Genomic DNA, 26,050 nt, shown 5'->3' with positions numbered 1-26,050 from the left:
CAACGCGGGAGTGTGCGTCATGGATAAATTCGAGAAGATTTTCGCGCGCGCCGCCAAGCGTCATGGGGGCGCGAAGGCGGTTGAGGCGAACCTTGCCAGACCGAAAAGCACCGCGGCGCTTAAAAAGATTTCCGACGACCGCTGGCTTGCCGGGATGACGCGGGCGGTGTTTCAGGCCGGTTTCGTCTGGAAGATCATCGAGAACAAATGGCCGGGCTTCGAGGAAGCTTTCGACGGTTTCGACCCGCATCGCGTCGCCTTCTACACCGATGAGAAGATCGGACGCCTTGCCAGCGATGCCCGCATCGTGCGTAACGGGCAGAAGATCGTGGCGACGCGTGACAATGCGCGTTTCGTCGTCGAGCTGGCGAAGGAACATGAGTCCGCCGGGGCCTTCTTCGCGGGCTCCAAGCCGGAGCAATTCGCGGGTCTGCTCGATGTCCTGAAAAAGCGCGGCAACCGGCTGTCGGGCGCCTCGGCGCAGTTCTTCCTGCGGCAGATGGGCGTCGATAGCTGGATCCTGTCGCCGTCGGTTGTGGCCGCGCTCACCAATGCCGGTGTCGTCGACAAGGCGCCGACCTCGCGCAAGGCGATGGAGGCGGTGCAGGCCGCCTTCACGCAATGGCGCAAGGAAAGCGGCCGCTCGCTGACCGAGATCAGCCGGGTGCTGGCGATGTCGGCGGACGGGTGAGGCTTATTTCGCTTTCGCCGCCGCGATGGCCTTGACGATCAGCGCGCGCGCGACCTCGGGGCCTTCCCAGCCGGCGACCTTCACCCATTTGCCTTCCTCAAGATCCTTGTAGTGCTCGAAGAAATGGGTGATGCGCTTGATCAGAATGTCCGGCATGTCGGTGTAGCTCTGGACGTTCTTGTAATAGGGATTGAGCTTCTCGACCGGCACGGCGAGGATCTTTTCATCCTGTCCGGCTTCGTCATGCATCATCAAGACGCCGATGGGCCGCGAGCGGATGACGGCGCCCGGCACCACCGGAATGCGGCTCACGACCAGCACGTCCACCGGATCGCCGTCTTCCGACAGCGTGTGCGGCACAAAGCCGTAATTGCAGGGATACTGCATTGCCGTGTGCATGAAGCGGTCGACGAAAAGCGTGCCCGATTCCTTGTCCATCTCGTATTTCACCGGATGGCCGCCATGCGGCACCTCGACGATGACGTTGATGTCGTCGGGCGGGTTGTTGCCGATCGGGATGGCGTCGATACGCATTTACTTTCTGGTCCTGTTGTCGCGGGCGGCGAGCAGACGCAGCCTGAGCGCATTGAGCCGGATGAAGCCCGCCGCGTCCTTCTGGTCGTAGGCGCCGGCGTCTTCCTCGAAGGTGACATGGGCTTCCGAATAGAGCGAATAGGGCGATGAGCGGCCAACGATGGTGGCCGAGCCCTTGTAGAGCTTCAGGCGTACGCTGCCGGTCACCATTTCCTGGCTCTTGTCGATCAGCGCCTGCAGCATTTCGCGCTCCGGGCTCCACCAGAAGCCGTTATAGATCAGCTCCGCATAGCGGGGCATCAGCTCGTCCTTCAGATGCGCCGCGCCGCGGTCGAGCGTCAGGCTCTCCATGCCGCGATGGGCAACGAGCAACACCGTGCCGCCCGGCGTCTCGTAGACGCCGCGCGACTTCATGCCGACGAAACGGTTTTCGACAAGGTCAAGCCGGCCGATGCCGTTGGCGCCGCCGAGCTCGTTGAGCTTCGTCAGCAGCGTCGCCGGGCTCATCTTCACGCCGTCGATGGAAACGGCGTCGCCCTTTTCGAAACCCACCACGACATAGGTCGGCGTGTCGGGCGCGTCTTCGGGGCGAACGCTGCGGCTATAGACATATTCCGGCGCTTCTTCCGACGGGTCTTCCAGCACTTTTCCTTCGGCCGAGATATGCAGCAGGTTCGCATCGACCGAGAAGGGCGCTTCGCCGCGCTTGTCCTTGGCGATCGGGATCTGGTGCTTCTCGGCGAATTCGATCAGCTTGGTGCGCGAGGTCAGGTTCCATTCGCGCCAGGGCGCGATGATCTTGATTTCGGGGTTGAGCGCCGCATAGCCGAGCTCGAAGCGCACCTGATCGTTGCCCTTGCCGGTCGAGCCGTGGCAGACCGCATCGGCGCCCGTCTCGCGCGCAATCTCGATCTGGCGCTTGGCGATCAGCGGCCGGGCGATCGAGGTGCCGAGCAGATAGACGCCCTCGTAAAGCGCGTTCGCCCGGAACATCGGGAAGACGAAATCGCGCACGAACTCCTCGCGCAGATCCTCGATGTAGATTTCCTTGACGCCGAGCATCTCGGCCTTCTTGCGCGCCGGCTCCAGCTCCTCGCCCTGGCCGAGATCGGCGGTGAAGGTCACCACCTCGCAGCCATAGGTCTCCTCAAGCCATTTCAGGATGACGGAGGTGTCGAGGCCACCGGAATAGGCCAGCACCACCTTTTTCACGTCTTTTGTCGCGCCGCTCATCTTTTCACCCTCAAGCCGGTCGATTTTGCGGCGCATCATAGGGAAATCGGTTCGGGCGGCAAGGGGCGGCGGATGCGGCGTCTTCGGCGGCGACGGAGGGCGATTTCGCTGCCATAATCGCGCCGAATGAGGCCAATTTCGGGGGGTTCCCATGGATTCGTCGGTCATCCTGCTCATCGTGCTGGGGATCGTTCTCGGCGGCGGTTATGCCTGGTATGTCGCGCTGATCACCCGCCGCAACGAGGTGCGCGAGGCGATGGGCTCCATCGACGTCCAGCTTCGCAAGCGTTTCGACCTCCTGCCCAACGTCGTGGCGCTGGCGCAGAAATTCATGACGCATGAAAAGGAGTTGCTGGAGGGGCTGACGGCGCTCAGGGCCAAGGTCGCCGAACCCTATGCAAAGGAGGATCCCGCGGCGGTCGCCACCCATCTCGACGCCTCGCGGGCGCTCGAAACCGGCATGATGCGGCTCTTCGCGGTGGCCGAAAACTATCCCGAGCTTCGCTCCGCCGAGACGATCACCCGCGCGCAGGCGGCGTTCGAGGAAGTCGAGGGCAACATCGCGGCGGCGCGGCGCTTCTACAATTCGGCGGTGACGCGGCTCAACAATGCGGTCGAGGTTTTTCCGGGGTCGATCGTCGCCGGTTTCGCCAAGGTGCAGAGTTTCCCCTTCTATGAGGTCGAGGACGCGGCGGCGCGCCAGCCCGTCGACGTCAACCAGCTGATGTCGTAAGGGCGCGATGCCGGCCGCCGACGCACCCTCCGGGTTCGACGCGTTCTTCGCGCGCGAGATCGCGCCGTGGATTGCGGAGAAGGAGATCGAGCGCCGCGCCGTCTTCCGCCGCACCTTGCGGCGCGCCGTCCCGATCGTCGGCGCCGGGTTCGTCGCCTTTGCCGTTTCCGCGCAGGCGATCGAAGGCGAGGACATGCGCGGCTTCGCGCTTTTCGTCAGCGTGGCGATCATGGTGGCCGGGGCGGCGACGTTCGGATCGGTGCTGATGTGGGGCCGCAAGTTCGCGGAAGAGCTTTCGGCAAAGATTTTCGATCACTTCGGCTATGCCTATTCGCCGCATGTGCCGGCGGATTTTCTCGCCGCCTTCGAAAGCTGCCACCTGCTTCCCTCCTACAGCCGCAAATCGCTGGAGGACCATGTGCGCGGCGAGGTGCGCGGCGTTCCCTTCGAACTCGCCGAGGCCTTTCTCGAACGCAAGGTCCGGCGCGACAAGCGCGACGAATACGATCTCGTATTTCGGGGGCTCGTTGCACGCTTCCGTTTTCCGAAGCGCTTTTCGAGCCGCACCGTCCTCCGCGCCGACCGGGGGATGCTGAACGCGCTCGGCCATGCGGGCGTCGCGGGCGAGCGGGTGCGGCTCGAGGACCCGCGTTTCGAAAAGCTGTTCGAGGTGTTTTCCGGCGATCAGGTCGAGGCGCGCTACCTGCTGACGCCGGCCTTCATGGAACGCATGGTCGCGCTTGCGGAACTGACCGGCGCGCCGCTGCAGGCGGCGTTCGAGGGCGGCGAGCTGCTGCTTGCCATCGACGGGCGGCGGGGCTATTTCGCGCAGCCCTCCCCCTGGCGCGATCTCGGGCGGGGCGATCATATCCGCGCTTTTGTCGACGACATCCAGCTGATCGGCGACATCGCCGCCACGCTGAAGCTCGACGCGCAGACGGCGGTGTGAGTTTTCGCAATGGCTCTTGCGCCGGGCCGGCTATCGCCCCACCTGTCACGGGGCAATAATCGTGCAGCGCAGAAGAGGGCATCATGCAGGTCGAGTTCTGGTACGAGTTTGCGAGCACCTATTCCTACCTGGCCGCGATGCGCGTCGAGCGGGCCGCCGCCGAGGCCGGTGTCGATCTTGTCTGGCGGCCCTTCCTGCTCGGGCCGATTTTCGGCGCGCAGGGCTGGAACGACAGCCCGTTCAACATCTATCCCGCCAAGGGCAAATATATGTGGCGCGACATGGCGCGCCTTTGCGCCGACGCCGGGCTGACGCTGAAAGAGCCGGTGCGCTTCCCGCAGAACGGGCTCAAGGCGGCGCGGCTGGCGCTTCTCGGGCAGGACGAGGCATGGGGGCCTGAGTTTACACGCCGCATCTATCTCGCGAACTTCGCCGAACAGAAAGACATTTCCGACGAGGCCGTGCTCGCCGAAATTCTCGCCGCACTCGGCCTCGATGCGGCGGCGCTCACGGCGCGCGCGAACGAGCCCGCCCACAAGGAGCGGCTCAAGGCGCAGACGGAGGCGGCGATTGCAAAGGGCATCTTCGGCGCGCCGTCATTCGTTGTCGGCGACGAGCTTTTCTGGGGCAATGACCGGCTCGAAGCGGCGCTTCAATGGGCGAAGCGCTGACGGGCGCGCGGGCTCAGGCTTCCGTTCTTGCTTCCCTGATCCGCTCGCTCGCGCGCTGCTTCACCGTCTCGCTCTTCAACTGTCCGCAGGCCGCCATGATGTCGCGGCCGCGCGGGGTGCGGACGGGGCTTGCATAGCCGGCGCGGTTGACGACGTCGGCGAATTTTTCGATCGTCTCCCAGTCCGAACATTCGTAAGGCGAGCCCGGCCAGGGATTGAAGGGGATCAGATTGATCTTGGCCGGGATATGCTTCAAGAGCCGCACCAGCGCCTTCGCGTCTTCGAGTGAATCGTTGACGCCTTTCAGCATCACATATTCAAAAGTGATGCGCCGCGCGTTGGAGACGCCGGGATAGTTGCGGCAGGCTTCCAGCAATTCCTTGATCGGATATTTCTTGTTCAAGGGCACCAGCTTGTTGCGCGTCTCGTCGTTGACGGCGTGCAGCGAGATCGCCAGCATGCAGCCGATTTCGGCGCCCGTCTTTTCGATCATCGGCACGACGCCCGATGTCGACAGCGTGATGCGGCGCTTCGACAGCGACAGGCCTTCGCCGTCCGAGACGACTTCCAGCGCATCGCGCACATTGTCGAAATTGTAGAGCGGCTCGCCCATGCCCATCAGCACGATATTGGTGATCAGGCGGTCTTCCGAATTGCGGCCGCCATCCGGCCATTCGCCCAGCGCGTCGCGCGCAATCATGATCTGGCCGACGATTTCGCCCGCGGTCAAGTTGCGCACCAGTTTCTGTGTGCCGGTGTGGCAGAAGCTGCAGGTCAGCGTGCAGCCGACCTGGCTCGACACGCAAAGCGTGCCGCGTCCTTCCTCGGGAATGTAGACCGTCTCGATTTCCGGCCCCGGCACGCCCGGCTTCTCGCCCGGCAGCCGCAGCAGCCATTTGCGCGTACCGTCGACCGATTTCTGTTCGGTGACGATTTCAAGCCGCGAGAGATCGAAAGCCTCGTTGAGCTTGCCGCGCAGTTCCTTCGACAGCGTCGTCATGCCCTCGAAGCTTGTCAGCCCGCGATGATAGATGCCGTTCCATATCTGCCCGGCGCGCATCCGGCACTGATTTTCGGGAATGCCGAAATCCTTCAGCGCCGCGGCGAGCTGCGGCCGCGTCAGCCCGACAAGCCGCGTCCGCGCGTCCGCCTTCCGGGCGGGCGCGGGCGTCCGATTTTCATGTGCGATGTCGAGGCTCGTCATGGCCGCTTCATATCACAGACGGCATAACGGGGGCCAATGGCCCCCGTTTCCGGCAGAAATCCGGTGTTTTCCCGCCTATTTGCAGGTCTCGTCGATCTTCCGCAGCGCGGCCGAGGAGCCCTTCAGCGAATAGGTGTCGGTGGTCAGCGTGTCGCGCGCCGAGGTGCCCCTGATCTCCATCGAGCTTCCGGCCTTCAGCGCCTGCACCATCTTTCCCTCCTCGGAGGGGTTTTCGAGCCAGGCCCAATACTGATGTTCGCCGCCTTCCTTCGTGCCGTTGAACATCTGGAACTTGTCCGTCCCGATGGTGGCGAAGGGGCGGCTCGTGGTCTTGAAGGGATAGCCGGCGCGCATGCTGATTTCGTTGCGTGCGTTGCGGCCCGGGCGGTGCGTCACCATGAAATAGACGTCGCCGCGACTGGCGCCGGCCGGCAGCATCCGCGTGGGGGCGCTCATCGCATAGCACATGCGATCGCTGCCGGAGCCGTAGCTGTAGGCCGACCAGTCGTCGTATTTGCCGAGAAGCTTCGGGGCTTCCTGTGCGGCGGCAATGCCCGATGTGGCGGCCGTCAGCAGGACGGCGCCAAAAGCGAGGGCGGCGGCGCGGGCGAAGGTCGTGGAAAGGCGCGGGCGTCTTGGCATGATCTCTTCAACTCGTTGCTTGCGCTTGTTATCCGGGATCGGGCGGCGATGCGCCTGACCATAACGGCCCCTCGCCCCGATTTCCAGATATGCCGCCCGAAATTGGGGCGAATTCCGGCGGGCGGGACAGGGCGGGCCGGCCCGGAAATTCACCGATTCTTGTGGCGGAAGCATGGCGGCGGCGGGTCTTGCGCGGTTCGAGCGGCGCGGTCTCAATCTGGCGAAGGCCGCCCCGCTCGTGCTAAGTGAGAGGCATCGCCATTTCCGGAAATCAACCATCCAAAGCAAAATCAGGGGGAGACGACCATGAAAGCCGTTCTGTGCAAGGAATACGGCCCGCCCGAAAGCCTCGTCATCGAGGAGGTGCCCTCGCCTCAGCCCAAAAAGGGCGAAGTCCTGCTCGAGGTCCATGCGGCGGCCGTCAACTTCCCCGACGTGCTGATCATCGAAAACAAATACCAGTTCAAGCCGCCGCTGCCCTTCTCGCCGGGCGGCGAGGTCGCGGGCAAGGTTATCAAGATCGGCGAGGGCGTCACCAAGGTGAAGGTCGGCGACCGCGTCATCGGCTCGTGCGGCTGGGGCGGCTTTGCCGAGGAGATCGCGCTTGATGAGGCGCGCGTGACGCCGATCCCCGACGAGATGGATTTCGTCACGGCGTCGGCCTTCCTGATGACTTATGGCACCTCGCATCACGCGCTGAAAGACCGCGCGGCGATCAAGCCGGGTGAATCGCTGCTGGTGCTCGGTGCGGCGGGCGGCGTTGGGCTGGCCGCCGTCGAGCTTGGCAAGGCGATGGGCGCGCGCGTCATCGCAGCCGCCTCGTCGGAAGACAAGCTCCAGGTCTGCCGCGATCACGGCGCCGACGAGACGCTCCTTTATCCGACAGGCGCGCTCGACCGCGACGCGCAGAAGGCGCTGACCGACCGGATCAAGGAACTGACCGGCGGGCAGGGCGCCGATGTCGTCTACGACCCGGTCGGCGGCGACTATTCGGAGCCGGCGCTCCGCGCCACCAATTGGGAAGGGCGTTTTCTCGTCATCGGTTTTGCCGCCGGCCCGATCCCCAAAATCCCGCTCAACCTCGCATTGCTGAAAGGCTGCCAGATCGTCGGCGTTTTCTGGGGCGCCTTCACCGGGCGCGAGCCGAAGCGCCATCAGGAAAACCTCAAGGAGCTGATGACCTGGTTCAAGCAGGGCAAGCTCAAGCCGCACGTCTCGAAGACCTACAAGTTCGAGGAAGCGGCGCAAGCGCTCAACGACATGGCGGCGCGCAAGGTCAAGGGCAAGATCGTCCTTGTGCCCTCGCGTTGATGCCAAAAAGGATTCCGTCATTGCGAGCGCAGCGAAGCAATCCAGAAGCCACACGGCACGGACTGGATTGCTCTCGCCTTGGCGAAGCCGGAGCTTCGCTTCGGCGTAGCCAGGTCGTCGCGCGACGCGCTTCTCGCAATGACGGTCTGGAGGGTGACACTTTGCCGGAGCGCCGCGCATGAGGCGCATGCTGGTCACGCTCGGCGTTTTCGCCAGCATCGGCGTCATCGCGCTGTTCGCGTTTCTGATCTATGTGCTGCTCGCCTCCGGCGCCCCGAAATACTGGGAAGGCGAAATCGCGGCCTTTGAGCGGCGCGACGTGTCCAATCCGCCGCCGCCCGGCGCGGTGCTTTTCGTCGGCGGGCGCGATGTCCGGCTCTGGCCGCGACTTGCCGAGGACATGGCGCCCGTGCCCGTCATCCAGCGCGGCTTCGGCGGCGCACAGATTTCGCATGTCACGTATTACATCCACCGCGTCGTCCTTCCTTATCATCCGCGCGCCGTCGTCGTGATGGCGGGCGATGCCGACCTTGCCGACGTCTATGGGCGGCGGCCGGAAGATGTGCTCGACGATTTCCGCACGCTGGCGCTGTCGCTGCGCGCCGAAGGGCTTGCCGCCCCGATCTATTTCGTGTCGATCCGTCCGCAACCGGCGCGCAAGGAGCGCTGGTACGGCGCGCAGCGCGCCAATGCGCTTGTCGCCGATTTCGTTGCCGGTCAGCGCGACATGTATTTCATCGACGCCGCCGCCGCCATGCTCGATGCGGAAGGCAATATCCGCGACGATCTTCATCGCTGGGACAGGCTGACGCTCAACGAGCGCGGCTACGCGGTTCTCACCGCCGCCGTCCGGCCGGTGCTGATCGATGCCGGCTATGGCGGCTTGCGCTCGACGCGATAGTTTTCACGATACACATAAAAACAGGGAGGCCTTCATGGCCGAGACGCTTTCGAAAGACACAAAGGCCGGCAAGATCGAGGGCAGCTACGATCCGAAATTCAAGCCCGTGGTCGATGCCTTCATCGAAAACTGCGAAACGCGCGATGAGGTCGGCGCCAATGTCGCGATCACGCTCGAGGGCAAGACCGTTGTCGACATCTGGGGCGGGCGGAAAGCGCGCGACGGTGCGGCATGGGAGAAGGATACCGTCTCCATCGTCTTTTCCTGCACCAAGGGCGCGACCGCCTTGTGCGCGCATATGCTGGCCGATCGCGGGCTTCTCGATCTCGATGCGAAGGTCGGCGCCTACTGGCCCGAATATGCGAAGAACGGCAAGGAAGAGACGCTGGTTTCGATGATGCTCGACCATTCGGCCGGCCAGCCGCATGTGCGCACCAAACTGAAAGATGGCGCCTATTACGATTACGACTACATGGTGAAAGTTCTCGCCGACGAAGAACCTTTCTGGAAGCCCGGCATCCGCAACGGCTATCACGGCGTCACGTTTGCGTGGACGGTCGGCGAGCTGGTGCATCGCGCTTCGGGCAAACGCCTCGGCCGTTTCTTTGCCGACGAAGTGGCAAAGCCGCTCGGCCTCGACTTCACCATCGGCACGCCCGAAGCGACTGAGCCGCGCATCGCGGCGATGATTTTCGCCGAGCCGGATCCCGCTGCCGCGAATTCGAAGTTCACGCAGGCGCTGCTCACCGACACTTCGAGCGCGGCGCATCTCTTCCTGATGAACAGCGGCAACACGGACTTCAATTCGCGCGAATGCCACGCCGCCGAAATCGGTTCGGCGAACGGCATCACCAATGGCCGCGGGCTTGCCGGCATGTATGCGCCGCTCGCCAATGGCGGGGGCAAGCTGGTTGGGCCCGACACGCTGGCGCGCATGGGCCGCGTCGCGATGGCGACGCATGAAGATGCGACACTGCTGATCCCGTCGCGTTTCGCGCTCGGCTACATGAAGTCGATGGACAATCGCAAGGAACCGAACGCACCCAACTCCTCCTGCATCATGTCGGATGCGGCGTTCGGCCATGTCGGCATGGGCGGTTCGATCGGTTTTGCCGACCCGGAATGCCGCATGAGCTTCGGCTACAACATGAACCGCATGGGCGCCGGCATCCTGCTCAACACCCGCGGTCAGGCGCTGGTCGACGCGGCCTATACCGCGCTCGGCTATCGTTCCAACGCGTCGGGCGTCTGGGCGATGTGAGGATTACTTCTCCGCTTCCGCCGGCGGCAGGTCGAGCGCGGCGCGCGCGGCCTTGCGGTGGCTCGGGCGGATATGGCTCGACACCAGACCGATCGCGGCCATCAGCACAGCCGCATCGTCGGTGAAGCCGAACACCGCGACGACATCGGGAATGAGATCGGCCGGCGTCACGAAATAGGCGAGTGCGGCCAGCAGCGTCGCCTTGACGCGGATCGGTGTGCGCGGGTCGCGGGCGCAGAACCAGGCGGATGCCGCTTCCTCGGCAAAGGGCACCTTGCCGGCAAAGCGCGCCATCTTCTTCCAGAAGCCGTCATTGACGGTCTTCTCGTTGCGCGCGATCACGGCCGGCAATTGATGGTTGGGGTCGAGGGCCGCGTCCGTTCCCGTATGTCCTTGCGATGTGGCCATGGCCGTTCCCGCTGTGTCGTGCCCCGCCTCCCGGCAAAAGATGGGCGTTTGCGGGCCTGCTTGCAAGCAGCGGCGACGTAGCGTCAGGGCCGCTGGCGGCGCAATTGCCCGCCATTCAAGGCATTTACGGGATTTTTGGCTCGCAAGAGTGCCGACAAATTTGTAAAACCGGCGCCAATCGGGCCTCGCGCAGTGCCGCGTCCCCGCAAGACCGTTCATCAAGGGAGACGACCCATGAAACTCGATTCAGGCATCAGCGCCATCATCACCGGCGGCGCTTCGGGCCTCGGCGCGGCGACCGCGCGCCGCCTCGCCAAGGAAGGCGTCAAGATCGGCATTTTCGATCTGCAGGAAGACAAGGGCGAGGCGCTGGCGAAAGAACTCGGCGGCGTCTTCGCGAAAGTGAACGTCACCGACGAAGCGAGCGTCGATGCCGGCTTCGAAAAGGTCCGCGCCGCGATCGGCCAGGAGCGCATCCTGGTCAACTGCGCCGGCACCGGCAATGCGGTCAAGACCGCGTCGCGCAACAAGGAGACGGGCAAGCCCGAGCACTTCCCGCTCGACAAGTTCAACCTCATTATCCAGATCAACCTCGTCGGCACCTTCCGCTGCATCGCGAAGTCGGCGGCCGGCATGCTGACGCTCGATCCGCTCGCCGATGGCGACCGCGGCGCCATCGTCAACACGGGCTCGGTTGCCGCGCAGGACGGCCAGATCGGCCAGGCGGCCTATTCGGCGTCGAAGGCCGGCGTCGTCGGCATGACGCTGCCGATCGCGCGCGACCTCAGCCGCGAAGGCATCCGCGTCAACACGATCCTGCCCGGCATTTTCGACACGCCGCTCTTGGCCGGCGCGCCCGAAAAGGTTCGTCAGGCACTCGGCGCGCAGGTGCCGTTCCCGGCGCGTCTCGGCAACCCGGAAGAATATGCCTCGCTCGCGACCGAAATGATCCGCAACGGTTATTTCAATGGCGAAACCGTCCGCCTCGACGGCGCGATCCGTATGGCGCCGCGCTAATCCTTCGGCGCATCAATGCGAAAGCCCCGGTGGAAACGCCGGGGCTTTTTCGTTTCACTTCTTCCCGGCCTTGCCCGCCCATTTGTCCATCAGCGTGGCGAGCTTGATGTCCTTTTCCGACAGCCCGCCCGCATCATGCGTCGTCAGCACCACCTCGACGCGGCTATAGACGTTTGCCCATTCGGGATGATGGTCCAGCTTCTCGGCCACCAGCGCCACGCGGCTCATAAAGCCGAAGGCCTCGTTGAAATCCTTGAAGCGGAACGTCTTCTCGATGGCGTCGCGGCCCTTCACCTTCGTCCAGCCCTTGAGGCCCTTCAGCGCCTTCTCCCGCGCCTTGCCGGTCAGTTTGTCCGTCATCTTCGCCTCCGTGAATTTGCAGCGTCAGCCTCGCCCGCCTAATCTGCCCGCGCAAGAGGAGAGAAGCCGATGGACTGGAAAGGCGTCAAGGCACCGACACTGGAAGAATTCGAGGCGCTGGCGGACGCGGCCTTTGCGCGCCTGCCCGCCGGTTTCCGCGCGCGCTGCGCGGGGCTTGTCATCCGCGTCGAGGATTTCCCTGACGACGAGGTCGCGGCCGAAATGGAGCTTGAAAGCCCGTTCGACCTCCTCGGCCTCTATCAGGGCATTTCCCATGTCGACCGCTCGGTGATGGAGCCGGCGCATATGCCCGACATGGTGTTTCTCTACCGCCGGCCGATGCTCGACTACTGGGCCGAATATGACGAGCCGCTCGATCATCTGATCGCGCATGTGCTGGTGCATGAGATCGGACATCACATGGGGCTGTCCGACGACGACATGCATGCGATCGAGGAAGCGGCGGGCGACTAGCCGTCGCCATCGCGCAGGTTTTCCGGCCACTCATCTTCCGGATAGCGCCGCTCGGCCACGTAGGGCCCGCCGCCGGTTCCGCCCCGCGCCGAAAAAAGCGTGAAGCGGCCGACCGTGAAGCGCGGCGCGGCGAAAAGATTATTGGCCGCGATATAGCGCCCGACATCCTCCGGCGCCGCGCGGCCGAGGCGCGCCACCGTCACATGCGGGTGAAACTTCCGCGTCTCGGGCTTGAGGCCGACGCGGCGCATCGCGCTTTCGTGGCGGCCCTGAAGCACGCGCAAGGGCTCCGACATTCTGACGCCCGCCCATAATGCGTTCGGCCGCGCGCCGCCGAATTCGCCGACGCCTTCAAGCTCGACCTCGAAGGGCGCAACGGGAATTTCGGCCAGCGCCGCGTCGATATCGGATGCGATATTCTCGGCCACATCGCCGATGAAGCGCAGCGTGATGTGCAGATCGCCGCGCTCGATCCAGCGCGCGCCCTCGAGCCCCTGTTGCAGCCGCGCGAGTTTCTCCGCCGCCTCGTCGGGAATTTCCAGCGCGGTGAAGAGGCGGATCATCGCGCCCTCAAGGCGCCGGGTTGGGCTGCGTGAGATGCGCGGCCTCGATGTCCTTTTCGAGTTCCTCCGTCCATTTCACGTCAACGCTCGTCACCGCGAGCTTCAATTGTTCCATCGTCGTCGCGCCGATGATGTTCGAGGTCACGAAGGGCCGCGTCGTCACGAACTGGTTGGCCATTTGCGACGGGTCGAGCCCGTGCTTCCTCGCGACGCCGAGATAGGCCTCTATGGCGCGGTCGGTCATCGGCGATTCATAGCGCTGCAAGCGGTTGAACAGCGCCTTGCGCGAGCCTTCGGGCAGCGCGCCGTTCTGGTATTTGCCGGAGAGATAGCCCTGCGCCAGCGGCGAATAGGCGAGCAGCCCCACCTGGTCGCGATGGGCGATTTCCGAGCCGCCAAGTTCGAAGGTCCGGTTCAAGAGGTTGTAGGCGTTCTGGATCGACTGCATGCGCGGCAGGCCTTTGGTTTCGGCGTGATGCAGGAATTTCATCGTCCCCCAGGGCGTTTCGTTCGACAGCCCGACATGACGCACCTTGCCCGCCTTCACCACCTTGTCGAGCGCCGCCAGAATTTCGTCGATCGGGTTCGTCGTCCCCTCGATATGCTTGTAGCCGAGGCCGCCGAAAAGATTGATCGGCCGGTCGGGCCAGTGAAGCTGGTAGAGATCGATATAATCCGTCTGCAGACGTTTCAGGCTCTTGTCGACCGCTTGCACGATCTGCGCTTCCGTCTGCTCGGTGCCTTCGCCGCCGTCGCGCAGCCAGGTCATCGGGCTGCGGCCGGCAACCTTGGTGGCGAGGATCACCTTGTCGCGATTGCCGCGCGCCTTGAACCACGAACCGATGATCCTTTCGGTCGAGCCTTGCGTCTCCGGCTTCGGCGGCACCGCATACATTTCCGACGTGTCGAAAAAGTTGATGCCCTGCGCCAGCGCATAGTCCATCTGCTCGTGGCCTTCGGCTTCGGTGTTCTGCTGGCCCCATGTCATGGTCCCCAGACAGATCGCGCTGACCTTCAGGTCGGTGCGCCCGAGCGTGCGATATTCCATTGCCGTCCCCCCGTTCGATTTTGTGCTGGTGATTTATACAAGTGCGGGACAGAGCGTGTCACGCGGGGGTTTTGTTCTTCGTCTTTCTCGTTTTTGTCGGGATTTGATTTGAGGCTTCAAACATAAATTCAGTGTCACCCCGGCGAAAGCCGGGGCCCATTGGTTCCCTCAGCAAGTGAGAGGGTGTCCGGCGCCAGCGATGCGGCTTTCTCGTACAGCGGAACAAGTGCTGGCGTGGATTGGGCCCCGGCTTTCGCCGGGGTGACATCTGCGGATTTGGCGATATCAGCGTTCAAGCCCGGCAATGATGCGCAGGGGCATCCCCTCAATTGACCGCATCCTCCGCGCCCACTTCCGCAATCAACGCCTCGACCTTCGGCAGGATCCGTTCGACGATGACGCCGACACCTTCCGCCGTCGGATGAATGCCGTCGCCGAGATTGAGGTGGCGCTCGGCGGCGACGCCGTCGAGGAAGAAGGGATAGAGGATCAGGCCGTGTTCGGCCGCGAGGTCCGCATAGATCGGGTTGAAGGCGGCTGCGTATTCGCCGCCGAGATTGGGCGGCGCCAGCATACCGGCCAGTAGCACCGGCAGCCCGCGCGCCTTCAGCCGCGTCACGATGGCCTCCAGGTTGGCGCGGGTCACCTCGGGGTCGATGGCGCGCAGCGCGTCGTTTGCGCCAAGCTCGACGATCACCGCATCGGCGTCGGGCCCCACCGCCCAGTCGAGCCGCGCGAGGCCGCCTGCCGTCGTGTCGCCGGAGACGCCGGCATTGGCGATCTTCACATTCTCGTGACCGGCGGCGGCAAGCGCCCGTTCGAGCTGGGTCGCAAAATCCTCGTCCGGTCCCAGCAGATAGCCCGCTGTCAGGCTGTCTCCGAGCGCCACGATGGTGAGGGCGCGCTCGGCGGCCTGCGCAAGGGAGGGCGCAATCGCAAGCGCGGCCGCCAGCAGTAGCGCCGGTAAAAGCTTGCAATAGCGCATCGAAAAGCCATATCGCCCATATCGCATCGTCGCGTGTCTTTCTTTTCCTGCCGCCATCTGCCGGCCTATGCTGGCCCCCGCCTTCTCGCGAACATAGATATAGAGAGCCCCCGCCCCTTGCCCAATATCATCGAACTCGAAGACGTCCGCCTGACCCTGCCCAGCGCCGCCGGTCCGGTCAACATCCTGCGCGGCATCGACCTTTCGATCGCCAAGGGCGAGGCGGCCGGTCTCGTCGGGCCGTCCGGCTCCGGCAAGTCGACGCTGCTGATGGTGCTTGCCGGTCTCGAGCGGCCGAGCTCGGGCCGCATCGTCGCGGCGGGCGAAGACCTCACCGCGCTTGGCGAGGACGCGCTGGCGCGCTTCCGCCGCGACCGCGTCGGCATCGTCTTCCAGTCCTTCCATCTGATCCCTACCATGACGGCGCTCGAGAACGTCGCGATCCCGCTTGAGTTCGCCGGCCGCGCCGACGCCTTCGCGCGCGCGGAAGAAGAGCTTCGTCTTGTCGGGCTCGGCCACCGGCTGACGCATTATCCGGGACAGTTGTCGGGCGGCGAGCAGCAGCGCGTGGCGCTTGCCCGCGCGGTTGCCGGCGATCCCGAAATCCTGCTCGCCGACGAGCCGACCGGCAATCTCGACCAGACGACCGGCGCCGAAATCGTCGCACTGATGTTCGATCTCCATCGGCGCAAGGGCACGACGCTTGTCCTCATCACCCATGACGAGGCGCTGGCGGCGCGCTGCGACCGCATCATCCGCCTGCGCGACGGGCTGGTGGAAAGCATCGAAGCGGGCGTGGCGGCATGAGAAAATTTGCAGTCGCCCATCTGCTCACCTCCCCGCAAGGGGGAGGTGAAGTGCAGGGGAGTGCCGCGCTATGAACGCCACCCCCGCCTCCTACTTCCTCGCCGCCCGCCTCGCGCGGCGCGAGCTGCGCGGCGGTCTCAAGGGCTTCCGTGTTTTCATCGCTTGTCTCGCGCTCGGCGTCGCGGCGATTGCCGGTGTCGGCTCCGTGTCTTCGGCGCTGACGCGCGGCCTTGCCGAAGGCGGGCAGGAAATTCTCGGCGGCGATGTCGCCATCCGCCTCATTCACCGCGCGGCCAGCGCCGAGGAGCTCGCCTGGATTTCGGACGGCAATGCGGTTTCGGCGGCGGCCGAAATGCGCGCGATGGCGCGAAGCGTTGGCGACACTAACGGCGTCGCGCGCGGCCAGACGCTGGTCGAGTTGAAAGCCGTCGACAATCTCTATCCGCTTTATGGCGAAATGGAACTCGCGCCCGCCATGGATTTCGCCGCGGCGCTGGCTTTCCGCGACGGGCATTGGGGGCTTGTCGTCGAACCCAATCTGATGTCGCGTCTCGGCGTCGCGGTCGGCGATCTGGTGCGCATCGGTGAGGCCGAGCTTGAGCTTCGCGCCGTCATCGCGCGCGAGCCCGACCGGGTCGCCGACGGTTTTGCGCTCGGGCCCCGCGCCATGATCGCGATGGAAGCGCTCGAATCGACGGCGCTGGTGCAGCCCGGCAGCCTCGTCAATTTTTTCTACCGGGTAAAACTGCCCGAAGCGCTGCGCTCGTCGGCCGGCATTGCGGGCTGGGTCGCGGCGCTTGGCGAGCGTTTCCCGGATGCGGGCTGGCGCATTCAGGATCGCAGCGACAGCGCGCCGGGCGTGCGGCGTTTCGTTCAGCGCGTGGCGCTTTTTCTTTCGCTGGTCGGCTTGACCGCGCTCGTCGTCGGCGGTGTCGGCGTCGCCAATGCGGTCAAGTCCTATCTCGACGGCAAGCGCACCGTCATCGCCACCTTCAAATGTCTCGGCGCGCCGGGCGCATTGATTTTCCGTCTCTATCTGATGCAGGTGATGGCGCTTGCCGCTGTCGGCATCGTGATCGGCCTCGTCATCGGCGGCGCCGCGCCCTTCATCGTCGAAATGGTGGCGGGGGCCGCGATCCCGATACCCGCCGATCTCGGCATCTATTGGGGGCCGCTGATCCTTGCCGCCGCTTACGGTGTGCTGACGGCGCTCGCCTTCGCGATCTGGCCGCTGGCGCGCGCCCGCGAGGTTCCGGCAACGAGCCTCTTCCGCGATCTCGTCGCGCCGGTGCGGCGTTTCCCGCGCGCGCCCTATGTCGCCGCGACGGCGGCCGCGCTCGCCGCGCTTGCAGGCCTTGCCATCGCGCTCGCCGAGGAGCGTCTTTTCGCGATCTATTTCGTCGGCGGCGCGGCCTGTGTTTTCATTCTTCTGTTCGGTGCCGCGCGCGGCATCATGGCGCTGGCGGCGCGTAGCCCCCGCGTCCGTTCGCCGGAACTGCGTCTCGCGCTCGCCAATATCCACCGCCCCGGCGCACCGACATCGGCCATCGTGCTTTCGCTCGGGCTCGGGCTCACGCTTCTCGTCACGGTGTCGCTGATCAACGGCAATCTCACCGGCGAGATCATGGGCGAGCTGCCCGACCGCGCGCCCGCCTTCTTCTTCGTCGATGTGCAGCCCGACCAGATCGACGGGCTTGAGGAAATCGTCACCGCCAGCCCCGGCGTCGTCGCGTTCAACCGCGTGCCGATGCTCCGGGGACGGATTTCCTCGGTCAATGGCGTACCTTCCGACCAGTTGACGGTTGCACCCGACGTGCAATGGGCGCTTCGGGGCGACCGCGGCATCACCTATTCGGCTTCGATGCCGTCGGGCTCGACAATGGTGCGGGGCACATGGTGGCCGGAGGATTATGCGGGCCCGCCGCTCGTCTCCTTCGGCGAGGAACTGGCGCAAGGCTTCGGCGTCGATGTCGGCGACAGGATTTCGGTCAATGTGCTCGGCCGCGAAATGGAAGCGACGATCGCCAATACGCGCGAGATCGACTGGTCGACGCTCGGCATCAATTTCGTGCTGGTCTTCTCGCCGGGCGCGCTCTCGGCCGCGCCGCACACGGTTCTCGCCACCGTCGCGATGGAGGGCGACAATGCGGCGGAGGAGGCGCTGGAGCGCGAGGTCACCGCGCGCTTCCCCAACATCACCTCGGTGCGCGTCAAGGAGGCGCTTCAGGCTGTCAACAAGCTCCTGGAAGATTTCGCGATGGCGGTGCGCGCCACCGGCGCGGTCACGCTGGCGGCCGGCGTTCTCGTTCTTGCCGGCGCGATGGCCGCCGGTTTCTCGGCCCGCGTCCGCGACGCCGTCGTCCTCAAGGTGCTCGGCGCCACGACGGGGCGCATTCTCGGCATCTATGTCCGCGAATATGCGCTGCTCGGTTTTGCGACCGCGCTTGTTGCAGCACTCGCCGGCACCATCGCCGCCTTCTCGGTCATCACCTTCGTCATGGACCTGCCCTGGCGCTTCCTTCCGGGCACACTCGCGGTCACGGTCGTCGCCGCCGCCATCCTCACCGTCGCGCTCGGCCTGCTCGGCACCTGGCGGGCGCTCGCCGCCCCCGCCGCGCCGGTGCTCCGGGCGGATTAACAAACGCCCCCGGGGACAAGTTGCGGGACAAGTTGCGGGATAAACCCGGGGACAAGTGCGCTTGTGACAGATTTTTGACAGACCGATGACACAACGGCGGTTTTCCGGCCGGGCCGGGAGGCGCTAAGCCCCGGAAAGCGTTACCATTTCTTGGTGCTGATCCCCGGTTTTGCTTGAATTTCGGCAGGCCGCAGCCGATATTGACGGCAGGCACACTCAGGAGGGTGCAGATACATGGCGAATTACGATCAGGAACGGCTCCATCAGGTCGAACTCGGGCGGCGCGCCGACATGGCGGTCGACGAGGGCCTTCGGAGCTATATGCTCAGTGTTTACAACTACATGGCGATGGCGCTCGCGCTCACCGGCCTCGTGGCATTGGGCGCCTACAACATGGCCGTCGTCGAAACGCCGGCGGGCCTTGCCTTCAGCGAGTTCGGTCAGGCGATCTATGCGAGCCCGCTGCGCTGGGTGGTCATTCTGGCGCCGCTCGCCTTCATTTTCTTCCTGAGCTTCCGCGTTCAGGCGATGAGCCTTTTCGCGGTGCAGACGACATTCTGGCTCTTTGCCGGCGTCATGGGCCTCTCGTTGTCCTCAATCTTCCTCGTCTATACGGGCGAGAGCATCACCACGACCTTCTTCGTGACGGCGGCTGCCTTCGGCTCGCTAAGCCTTTACGGTTACACGACAAAACGCGATCTGACCGGCATGGGCTCGTTCCTGTTCATGGGCCTCATCGGCGTCATCCTCGCGATGGTCGTCAACATTTTCCTGCAGAGTTCGGCGCTGCAATTCGCGGTCTCGGTGATCGGCGTTCTGGTGTTCGCCGGCCTCACCGCCTACGACACGCAGCGCATCAAGGGCATGTATTACGAAGGCGACAGCGTTGCCGCCTCGGGCAAGAAAGCCGTGATGGGCGCACTCTCGCTCTATCTCGACTTCGTCAACATGTTCATGTTCCTGCTGCAGTTCCTCGGCAGCCAGCGCAGCTAAGCCGCTGAAACATCGCTACAAAACAAAGCCCCGGCAGCGATGCCGGGGCTTTTCGTTTGTATGCAGCCGCCTCAGGCGTCAACGAGGCGCAGCGCCCGCTTGTCGAAAACCTTCAGCACCTGCTTCAGATCGTGGCCGCGCTTCAGGATCAGTCCGGTCGCCGCCACCACCGCATAGGCGCCCTGCTTGCGCGCCAGTTTCGGGCGTTTCTCGATGCGGTAGAGCGGCATTTCGCTGGTCCGGCGGAAAACCGAGAAGACGGCAACATCCTTGAACCCGCCCATCGCATAGTCGCGCCATTCGCCGTCGGCGACCATGCGGCCATAGACAGAGAGGATCGCATCGAGTTCGTGACGGTCGAAGAAGATTTCAGGCTCGCGCTGCCGTTTTTGAGGCGCGGCCGGTCTCACCAGCGTCAGCCCGCGGTCCGTTCCGGCGCTCGTGGCCGTGTAATCGGGACGATCGGTCATGCGGGCGTCGGATCCTCCAGGGGGCGCGGTCCAGCAAGCCTCAAGCATGGCACAAGGCGCGTCGCGGCGTCATGCGATTGTTGCAATTGCCGCGGTTTTCTTGAGGTTTTCGGATGGCGGCCATTAATTGTGAAACCACAATATTGCCTTTTTTCAGCCCTTGCGGGGCCACACTGGACCGTCAGATTAGCACCGTTGCCTCACTGGCCCGGTTCCTTGCGACGTTCCGGTTTCATCAGCCCCCCAGCCCCACCGGGATAGATTGGGGGAGCCGGGCCACCCCTTCCCCCACCCCCCGGGGGATTTTCGAGCGCAACGCACGTCCCAAGAGTGAAAGCTCCAGCCGTCCGGGTTCCCCCACCCGGACGGCAAGCTTTTTGTGCGCGCGGTAGATGAAACATCTTTCACTTGAAGGACTTGGCGGCCTGTCCTACACAGACTGCCTGCATGGGAGGCAGGCCGCGCCTTTGCAATCGGGCGCCGCGCAACAAGCAAATGCCGCCTCGTCTCGCGGGGAAGCGGCGTTCGGGGAGAGGCATCATCGTCCGGTCGAATATGGAAACGGCGGCTAGAGCTACATCCGCGGGCGGCGAGGCGATGATCGTCATCGACGGGCTGACCAAGCATTTCGGGCCTTTCACGGCCGTCGACCGCATCGGCTTTACGGTCGAGAAGGGCGAAGTTCTGGGCTTTCTCGGTCCGAACGGCGCCGGCAAATCCACCACCATGAAAATGATCACCGGCTTCCTCGCGCCGAGCGCGGGCAGCGCGCGCGTTTGCGGCCACGACATCGTGACCGACACGCTGGCCGCGCAACGCACCATCGGCTATCTGCCGGAAGGCGCGCCGGCTTACGGCGACATGACGCCCCGCGGTTTCCTGCGCTTCATCGCGCGCGTGCGCCGGCTTTCGGGCGCGGACGCGGAAAAGGCCATCGACCGCGCGGTCGAGGCGACGGAGCTGGGCGGCGTTCTCGAGCAGCCGATCGATACGCTGTCGAAAGGCTTTCGCCGCCGCGTCGGTCTCGCGCAATCGATCCTGCACGATCCGCCCGTCCTCATCATGGACGAGCCGACCGATGGTCTCGACCCCAATCAGAAATTCGAAGTGCGCAAGCTGATCGCCCGCATGTCGGCCGAGAAGGCCATCGTCATTTCGACTCATATCCTCGAAGAGGTCGACGCGATCTGCACCCGGGCGCTGATCATCGATCGCGGCCGCGTGGTCGCCGACGGCACGCCGGCGGCGCTGATGGCGCGTTCGCGCTATCACAACGCCGTGTCGCTGACGCTGAGCGGGCAGACGACCGTGCAGATGGCCGAGAAACTCAAGGCGCTGAACGGCATCGCCAGCATCGAGATCGTGCCGCGCGGCGCCGAGACGACGTTCACGCTCTTCCCGGTCAGCGCGCGTGAGAGCGATGTGCTGCTGATCGACGCGGTGGCGCGGCTGGCGCGCGACGAGAACTGGCCGGTGCGCGCGCTTTACGGCGAGCCCGGCCGTCTCGACGAAGTCTTCCGCAGCCTCACCCGTTCGGATACGACCGTCACCGACGGCAAGAAGGACGCGGCATGAACGAACTCCTCGCCGTTTTCCGCCGCGAGCTCGGCGGCTATTTCGCGACGCCGCTCGCCTTCATCTTCATCGTGATTTTCCTGTTCACGATGGGCGCCTTTACCTTCTATCTCGGCGGCTATTATGAAAGCGGGCAGGCGGACCTTGCGATCTTTTTCAATTTCCATCCCTGGCTCTATCTCTTCCTCATCCCGGCGATCTCGATGCGTCTCTGGGCGGAGGAACGCCGCACGGGATCGATCGAACTTCTGCTGTCGCTGCCGGTGCCGCTCTGGGCGGCGGTGCTCGGCAAGTTCCTTGCGGCATGGGTCTTTTCGGGGCTGGCGCTGGCGCTGACCTTTCCGATCTGGCTGACCGTCAACTATCTCGGCGATCCGGACAACGGCGTCATCCTGGCCGGCTATCTCGGCAGTTTCCTGATGGCCGGCGGCTATCTCGCCATCGGTTCCTGTCTTTCGGCTGTCACGCGCAACCAGGTGATTGCATTCGTCGTCTCGGTCGCTGTCTGTTTTCTGTTCACGGTTTCGGGTCTTCCCATCGTCATCGACTTCTTCTCGGGCTGGGCGCCGCAACAGATCCTCAACACGATTGCGTCCTTCTCGTTCCTGACGCATTTCAATGCCATTACGCGCGGCGTCATCGATCTGCGCGACATCGTCTATTTCACGACGCTGATCGGCGCCTGGCTGATCGCCTGCGGCATCGTCGTCGACATGAAGAAGGCGGGCTGAGGCGATGAACGCGCTATCCAACCAGCAGATCAGCCGTTCGGCCTACCGCATCGTCATGCTGGTGCTGCTCGCTGTGCTTTTCCTTGCCGTCAATCTGTTCTCGAACATCGTCTTCCGTTCGGCGCGGATCGATCTCACCGAGAATAGGCTCTACACGCTGTCGGAGGGCACGAACGAAGTCGTCGCGAAAATCGAGGAACCGATCACGCTGCGTTTCTTCTATTCGGAGCGGCTTGCCAACGACTATCCGCGCATCCGCACCTATGCCGGCCATGTTCGCGATTTGCTGCAGGAGATACGCAACCGGTCGGACGGCCAGTTGCGCCTCGAAGTGATCGAGCCCGAGCCTTTCTCCGAACAGGAAGACCTCGCGATGTCGCTCGGCCTCAAGGGCGCGCCGACAGCGCAGGGCGACATCATCTATTTCGGTCTCGTCGGCACCAATTCGGTCGACGGGCTCGAAGCCATTCCCTTCTTCACCGACGAGCGCGAGCAATATCTCGAATACGACATCGCGCGCATGATCCAGAATCTCAGCCGGCCGGCGCGGCCCGTGCTCGGCATCGTCACCAACCTGCCGCTCGACACCGGCACAGGCGGATTGATGTCGGCGATGCGCGGCGAATCGCTGCCTTTCATGATCTATGAAGAGCTGCGCGACCGCTTCGAGCTCGAATATCTCGAGCAGCAATTCAAGGCCGTGCCGAGCAAGATCGACGTATTGATGGTCGCGCATCCGCGCGAGCTCGACGAGGCGACGCTTTACGCGGTCGACCAGTTCGTGATGCGCGGCGGTCGCGTGCTCGCCTTCATCGATCCGCATTCTGAGGTGAGCCTCACTGCCGGTCCGGACGGGCAGCCCATTCGCGGATACACCGAGGCATCCAATCTTGAGCCGCTGCTGAAAAGCTGGGGTGTCGACTACGATCCGACCAAGATCGTCGGCGACCGGGGCCTTGCACAGCGCGTGCAGACGGGGCTCGATGCGCGGCGGCAGGAAAGCGACTACGTCATCTGGCTTGCGGTGCCACGCGCCAACGTCGATGCGGACGACATCGTCACCGCCGATGTCATGCGGCTCAATCTGGGTACGGTCGGCGCGCTGGCGCCGTCCGCCAACGCAACGACGCAATTCACGCCGCTGGTGCGCTCCTCCGACGACGCGAAGCTCTACGACCTCGATTATGTGAAGTCGGGTCCCCGGCCCGACGATCTGCTGCGCCGTTTCGAGCCGACGGGCGAGAGCTATGTCATTGCGGCACGGCTGTCCGGTCCGGTCGCCAGCGCCTTCGACGGACCGCCCGGTGCCGGTGCGTCCGCCGAGGACGACGACGCGGCCCCGCGTTCCGCAACCGATCCGGCTCCCCATCTCGCGCGGTCCGAGGGCGACGCAAACATCATCCTTTTCGCCGACAGCGATATTTTCGACGATCGTTTCTGGGTGCAGACGCAATCCTATCTCGGCGAGCGCGTGGCGCAGCCGATTGCCGACAACGCCAGTTTCATCGTTTCGGCCATCGACAATCTGATGGGTTCGAACGAGCTGATTTCGCTGCGCGCCCGTGCGAAGATCGACCGGCCGTTCACGGTGGTCGACGAATTGCGGCGCACCGCCGAGCGGCGTTTTCTCGCCGAGCAGGAAGCGCTTGAACGCCGCATCTCCGAAACGGAACGCCGGCTGACCGAGCTGCAAACGCAAGGACCCGCCGATGCGGGTCTGCATGACGGTGCAACCGCCGAGGCGCATGTCGAAAACGAAATCCAGATCTTCCGCGCCGAACTTCTCGACAGCCGCAAGAAGCTGCGCGATGTGCAGCGCAATCTGCGCCGCGAGATCGACGGGCTCGGCGCCCGGCTTCGTTTCATCAATGTCGGGCTCATCCCCTTGCTGATCGCGGTTGTCGCGACCGGCGCGGCGATCGTGCGTTACCGCCGCCGCAAGGCGCGCGTCGAAAAGGGAGCCTGAGCCCATGCCCGCGGCGCTTCAGTCGATCTGGGAAAACCGGCCGTTGCGCAATCTTGCCATGCTGGCGGCGGCCACCGTTGTCGCCGTCGTCGCGGCGGTCATCGCAGTTGCCACCGACCACAGCAGCGTCCAGGCGCGCTTCACGCCGCACCCGCTGTTTGAGGGTCTCGACACGCGGCTCGATCAGGTGGACCGCATCGTCTACACCGCGAGCCAGGGCTTGCACGGCGAGGTCCGCATCGCGATGTCGCGCGGCGCCGACGGCGTCTGGGGTGTGGACGAGCGCGGCGGATATCCGGCCGGCGCGGAACTCGTCAAGAAGGCCCTGCTCGGGATGGGCGAGGTGGAAGCCTATGAACCGCGCACCGCGAGCCCCGACTGGCATCGGAACCTCGGATTGATGGCGCCCGAAGATATCGGTTCGGCGATCAGGATCGAATTCTTCCGCGGCGATGAGCGGATGGCGGGCCTTCTCGTTGGAAAAATGCCGGAACGTGCCGTCGATGTGCGCGGCGAAGGTCTTATCTATGTGCGGCGCGACGGCGAAGATCAGTCCTGGCTGGCGCGTGGCCGCCTGCCGCTGCACAAGACCGTCGCCGAATGGCTCGATCCGACATTTGTGGATATTCCGCGCGAGGAACTGGCGCGCGTGACGCTTTGGGGTGGCACCGACAACCCGGTCATCATCGAACGCGCTTCAAGGGACGAGAGCGACTTTGCCATCGTCAACATACCGGCGGGACGGGCAACGCGCGGCGCACCGGTCGTCAACGGCGTCGCGACGACGCTCATCGGCAAGAGTTTCGACGATGTCGCGCCCGCCGATATGCTTGACCTTCCCGAGGATGCGCCGACGGTTTTCTTCGACACGTTCGACGGTATGCGCCTGACCATGAGCATGGGCGGGCAGGGCGGCGCGCTGTGGGCGAAATTCTCGGCGGAAGTCGATCCGGCGCTTGCCGCCGACGGCGCCGATGGCGAGGCAGCGGCGGCGCGGGCGGATGCGCTCAATGCGCGGCTCGGCGCCTGGGTCTACAAACTGCCGCAGGATGTCGGCGGGCAGTTCACCCAGACGATGGACCTGCTGACCCGCGAGGCCGGACCGGCCGATCTCTAGCGCGCCGGCGCTTCCGCTTCCACGGCGGCGGCAAGATCGATGCGCGCCGCGCCGAGAATGGGTCCGCCGTCGCGCATCTGCAGCAGCGCGACGCAGCCTTCATAACCCTGCATCAGCATCTCCGTCTTCGGCAGCGTCACCGTCGTGGCGCTCCCGTCCCACATACCGACCGGCATCAGCCCGCGCACCGCATGTGTGTAGGTCATGGTCTTGCCGCGGTTCTCGCCGCGCCGGATTTCGACGGTTTCCTCTTTTGCATAGCGCACCAGCCAAAGCGTGGCGGCGCGCTCCGGTTTGGCGCCCGCTCCGACATGGAGCGTCAGCGCGGTGCCGTCGTCGGTGAAGTGCAAGGGAACCGGCAGCGGTGTCGCACCTTGTTCGGCGATATGCTCCTCGATTTCAGCGCGCCGGCTGCCCACGCCCTCGGCGACGCCGTCGACGACGATCTGCGGGGTATAGACGCCGGAAAGTCCCAGCGTCTTCGCATAGGCGCGCTGGCGTTTGGTGAAGGCGGGGCTTGCCAGCGTGTCTTTCCAGCCGAGGAAGTCCCAGTAGTCGACCGCGAAGGAAAGCGCGATCACGTCGTCGCGCCCCGCGAGTTCGCGCAGATAGGCATCGGCCCTGGGGCAGGACGAGCAGCCCTGACTCGTGAAAAGTTCGACCACCACCGGGCGCGTGTCGGCGCGGGCGGCGGATGCGAGCGACAGGCCGAGCGCAAGCGCGATCACGAGGCGCAACAGCATGAGGGTTCTCTCCTTCGGCCTTGAG

General features: G+C 64.6%; 27 protein-coding genes. 16 read left to right on the top strand and 11 right to left on the bottom strand.

The window, feature by feature from the left end; translation table 11 throughout:
* The first annotated feature begins 19 nt into the window (after positions 1-19).
* Positions 20-691, top strand: a complete 672-nt coding sequence (locus KF719_RS09505) for a DNA-3-methyladenine glycosylase I (RefSeq protein ID WP_293508478.1) — start codon at positions 20-22, stop codon at positions 689-691.
* 3 nt (positions 692-694) lie between these two features.
* Here the strand turns inward: KF719_RS09505 and ppa are convergent, their stop codons facing one another.
* Positions 695-1,225 (bottom strand): inorganic diphosphatase, encoded by a 531-nt coding sequence (gene ppa, locus KF719_RS09500; RefSeq protein ID WP_293508477.1) that lies wholly within the window; start codon positions 1,223-1,225, stop codon positions 695-697.
* Positions 1,226-2,458 carry an argininosuccinate synthase gene (locus KF719_RS09495; protein WP_293510623.1) on the bottom strand — a complete coding sequence of 411 codons (1,233 nt, stop codon included), beginning with the start codon at positions 2,456-2,458 and terminating at the stop codon, positions 1,226-1,228.
* 151 nt (positions 2,459-2,609) lie between these two features.
* Between KF719_RS09495 and KF719_RS09490 the strand changes: the two genes are divergently transcribed.
* From KF719_RS09490 to KF719_RS09480, 3 genes are all read left to right on the top strand, one after another.
* Positions 2,610-3,191 (top strand): LemA family protein, encoded by a 582-nt coding sequence (locus tag KF719_RS09490; protein WP_293508476.1) that lies wholly within the window; start codon positions 2,610-2,612, stop codon positions 3,189-3,191.
* Positions 3,192-3,198: 7 nt separating this feature from the next.
* Positions 3,199-4,140, top strand: a complete 942-nt coding sequence (locus KF719_RS09485) for a DUF3137 domain-containing protein (RefSeq protein ID WP_293508475.1) — start codon at positions 3,199-3,201, stop codon at positions 4,138-4,140.
* A gap of 83 nt (positions 4,141-4,223) precedes the next feature.
* A complete protein-coding gene (locus tag KF719_RS09480) occupies positions 4,224-4,811 on the top strand; it encodes a 2-hydroxychromene-2-carboxylate isomerase (RefSeq protein WP_293508474.1) in 588 nt (195 codons plus the stop codon).
* A gap of 13 nt (positions 4,812-4,824) precedes the next feature.
* On the opposite strand, the gene rlmN is transcribed toward KF719_RS09480, so the two are convergent.
* Together rlmN and KF719_RS09470 are read right to left on the bottom strand one after the other, a co-directional pair.
* A complete protein-coding gene (gene rlmN, locus KF719_RS09475; protein WP_293508473.1) occupies positions 4,825-6,015 on the bottom strand; it encodes a 23S rRNA (adenine(2503)-C(2))-methyltransferase RlmN in 1,191 nt (396 codons plus the stop codon).
* 75 nt (positions 6,016-6,090) lie between these two features.
* Entirely contained in the window at positions 6,091-6,657 is a 567-nt protein-coding gene (locus KF719_RS09470; protein WP_293508472.1) for a hypothetical protein, read from the bottom strand.
* 306 nt (positions 6,658-6,963) lie between these two features.
* Between KF719_RS09470 and KF719_RS09465 the strand changes: the two genes are divergently transcribed.
* The 3 genes from KF719_RS09465 to KF719_RS09455 all read left to right on the top strand — a co-directional run bounded on the left by KF719_RS09465 (position 6,964) and on the right by KF719_RS09455 (position 10,130).
* Positions 6,964-7,968 (top strand): NADPH:quinone oxidoreductase family protein, encoded by a 1,005-nt coding sequence (locus tag KF719_RS09465; protein ID WP_293508471.1) that lies wholly within the window; start codon positions 6,964-6,966, stop codon positions 7,966-7,968.
* A 178-nt stretch (positions 7,969-8,146) separates the two neighbouring features.
* Positions 8,147-8,869: a GDSL-type esterase/lipase family protein gene (locus tag KF719_RS09460; RefSeq protein WP_293508470.1), complete on the top strand. Its 723-nt coding sequence runs from the start codon at positions 8,147-8,149 to the stop codon at positions 8,867-8,869.
* A 34-nt stretch (positions 8,870-8,903) separates the two neighbouring features.
* Positions 8,904-10,130, top strand: a complete 1,227-nt coding sequence (locus KF719_RS09455) for a serine hydrolase domain-containing protein (RefSeq protein ID WP_293508469.1) — start codon at positions 8,904-8,906, stop codon at positions 10,128-10,130.
* A gap of 3 nt (positions 10,131-10,133) precedes the next feature.
* Here the strand turns inward: KF719_RS09455 and KF719_RS09450 are convergent, their stop codons facing one another.
* The gene (locus KF719_RS09450; protein WP_293508468.1) at positions 10,134-10,538 is read right to left on the bottom strand and encodes a YkvA family protein; all 405 of its coding nucleotides are present in this window, start codon (positions 10,536-10,538) and stop codon (positions 10,134-10,136) included.
* Positions 10,539-10,772: 234 nt separating this feature from the next.
* Between KF719_RS09450 and KF719_RS09445 the strand changes: the two genes are divergently transcribed.
* Positions 10,773-11,555, top strand: a complete 783-nt coding sequence (locus KF719_RS09445) for an SDR family NAD(P)-dependent oxidoreductase (RefSeq protein ID WP_293508467.1) — start codon at positions 10,773-10,775, stop codon at positions 11,553-11,555.
* Positions 11,556-11,609: 54 nt separating this feature from the next.
* Here the strand turns inward: KF719_RS09445 and KF719_RS09440 are convergent, their stop codons facing one another.
* A complete protein-coding gene (locus KF719_RS09440; RefSeq protein WP_293508466.1) occupies positions 11,610-11,915 on the bottom strand; it encodes a 4a-hydroxytetrahydrobiopterin dehydratase in 306 nt (101 codons plus the stop codon).
* 69 nt (positions 11,916-11,984) lie between these two features.
* On the opposite strand from KF719_RS09440, the gene KF719_RS09435 reads away from it, so the two are divergent.
* Positions 11,985-12,389: a metallopeptidase family protein gene (locus KF719_RS09435; RefSeq protein WP_293508465.1), complete on the top strand. Its 405-nt coding sequence runs from the start codon at positions 11,985-11,987 to the stop codon at positions 12,387-12,389.
* Here KF719_RS09435 and thpR read toward each other — a convergent pair.
* From thpR to KF719_RS09420, 3 genes are all read right to left on the bottom strand, one after another.
* A complete protein-coding gene (gene thpR, locus KF719_RS09430) occupies positions 12,386-12,952 on the bottom strand; it encodes an RNA 2',3'-cyclic phosphodiesterase (RefSeq protein ID WP_293508464.1) in 567 nt (188 codons plus the stop codon). The two genes, KF719_RS09435 and thpR, sit on opposite strands and share 4 nt — an antisense overlap.
* A gap of 7 nt (positions 12,953-12,959) precedes the next feature.
* Complete coding sequence (locus KF719_RS09425) at positions 12,960-14,000, bottom strand: aldo/keto reductase (RefSeq protein ID WP_293508463.1); 1,041 nt, start codon at positions 13,998-14,000, stop codon at positions 12,960-12,962.
* Positions 14,001-14,325: 325 nt separating this feature from the next.
* The gene (locus KF719_RS09420; protein WP_293508462.1) at positions 14,326-15,012 is read right to left on the bottom strand and encodes an arylesterase; all 687 of its coding nucleotides are present in this window, start codon (positions 15,010-15,012) and stop codon (positions 14,326-14,328) included.
* A 90-nt stretch (positions 15,013-15,102) separates the two neighbouring features.
* On the opposite strand from KF719_RS09420, the gene KF719_RS09415 reads away from it, so the two are divergent.
* The 3 genes from KF719_RS09415 to KF719_RS09405 all read left to right on the top strand — a co-directional run bounded on the left by KF719_RS09415 (position 15,103) and on the right by KF719_RS09405 (position 19,423).
* On the top strand, positions 15,103-15,792 hold the full coding sequence (locus KF719_RS09415; protein WP_293508461.1) for an ABC transporter ATP-binding protein: 690 nt from the start codon (positions 15,103-15,105) through the stop codon (positions 15,790-15,792).
* 70 nt (positions 15,793-15,862) lie between these two features.
* Positions 15,863-18,430, top strand: coding sequence for an FtsX-like permease family protein (locus KF719_RS09410; protein WP_293508460.1), 2,568 nt, complete (start codon positions 15,863-15,865; stop codon positions 18,428-18,430).
* Between the two features lie 234 nt (positions 18,431-18,664).
* On the top strand, positions 18,665-19,423 hold the full coding sequence (locus KF719_RS09405) for a Bax inhibitor-1/YccA family protein (protein WP_293508459.1): 759 nt from the start codon (positions 18,665-18,667) through the stop codon (positions 19,421-19,423).
* Positions 19,424-19,494: 71 nt separating this feature from the next.
* Here KF719_RS09405 and KF719_RS09400 read toward each other — a convergent pair whose 3' ends face one another.
* Complete coding sequence (locus KF719_RS09400; RefSeq protein WP_293508458.1) at positions 19,495-19,893, bottom strand: DUF2794 domain-containing protein; 399 nt, start codon at positions 19,891-19,893, stop codon at positions 19,495-19,497.
* 597 nt (positions 19,894-20,490) lie between these two features.
* Here KF719_RS09400 and KF719_RS09395 point away from each other — a divergent pair.
* From KF719_RS09395 to KF719_RS09380, 4 genes are read left to right on the top strand one after another with little or no spacing between them, the layout of a single operon-like run.
* Positions 20,491-21,468, top strand: coding sequence for an ABC transporter ATP-binding protein (locus tag KF719_RS09395; protein ID WP_293508457.1), 978 nt, complete (start codon positions 20,491-20,493; stop codon positions 21,466-21,468).
* Positions 21,465-22,199, top strand: a complete 735-nt coding sequence (locus KF719_RS09390) for an ABC transporter permease subunit (RefSeq protein WP_293508456.1) — start codon at positions 21,465-21,467, stop codon at positions 22,197-22,199. The genes KF719_RS09395 and KF719_RS09390 overlap by 4 nt, the downstream gene beginning before the upstream one ends.
* A gap of 4 nt (positions 22,200-22,203) precedes the next feature.
* Complete coding sequence (locus tag KF719_RS09385; RefSeq protein ID WP_293508455.1) at positions 22,204-24,165, top strand: Gldg family protein; 1,962 nt, start codon at positions 22,204-22,206, stop codon at positions 24,163-24,165.
* 4 nt (positions 24,166-24,169) lie between these two features.
* A complete protein-coding gene (locus KF719_RS09380) occupies positions 24,170-25,282 on the top strand; it encodes a DUF4340 domain-containing protein (RefSeq protein WP_293508454.1) in 1,113 nt (370 codons plus the stop codon).
* Here KF719_RS09380 and KF719_RS09375 read toward each other — a convergent pair.
* Positions 25,279-26,025, bottom strand: coding sequence for a DUF1223 domain-containing protein (locus tag KF719_RS09375; RefSeq protein WP_293508453.1), 747 nt, complete (start codon positions 26,023-26,025; stop codon positions 25,279-25,281). The two genes, KF719_RS09380 and KF719_RS09375, sit on opposite strands and share 4 nt — an antisense overlap.
* Between the last annotated feature and the right edge of the window lie 25 nt (positions 26,026-26,050).

The organism is Parvibaculum sp., assembly GCF_019635935.1.
Taxonomy (GTDB): Bacteria; Pseudomonadota; Alphaproteobacteria; order Parvibaculales; family Parvibaculaceae; genus Parvibaculum.
The sequence above is the reverse complement of the archived record's forward strand: the minus strand, read 5'-3'. Positions and strand labels throughout refer to the sequence as shown.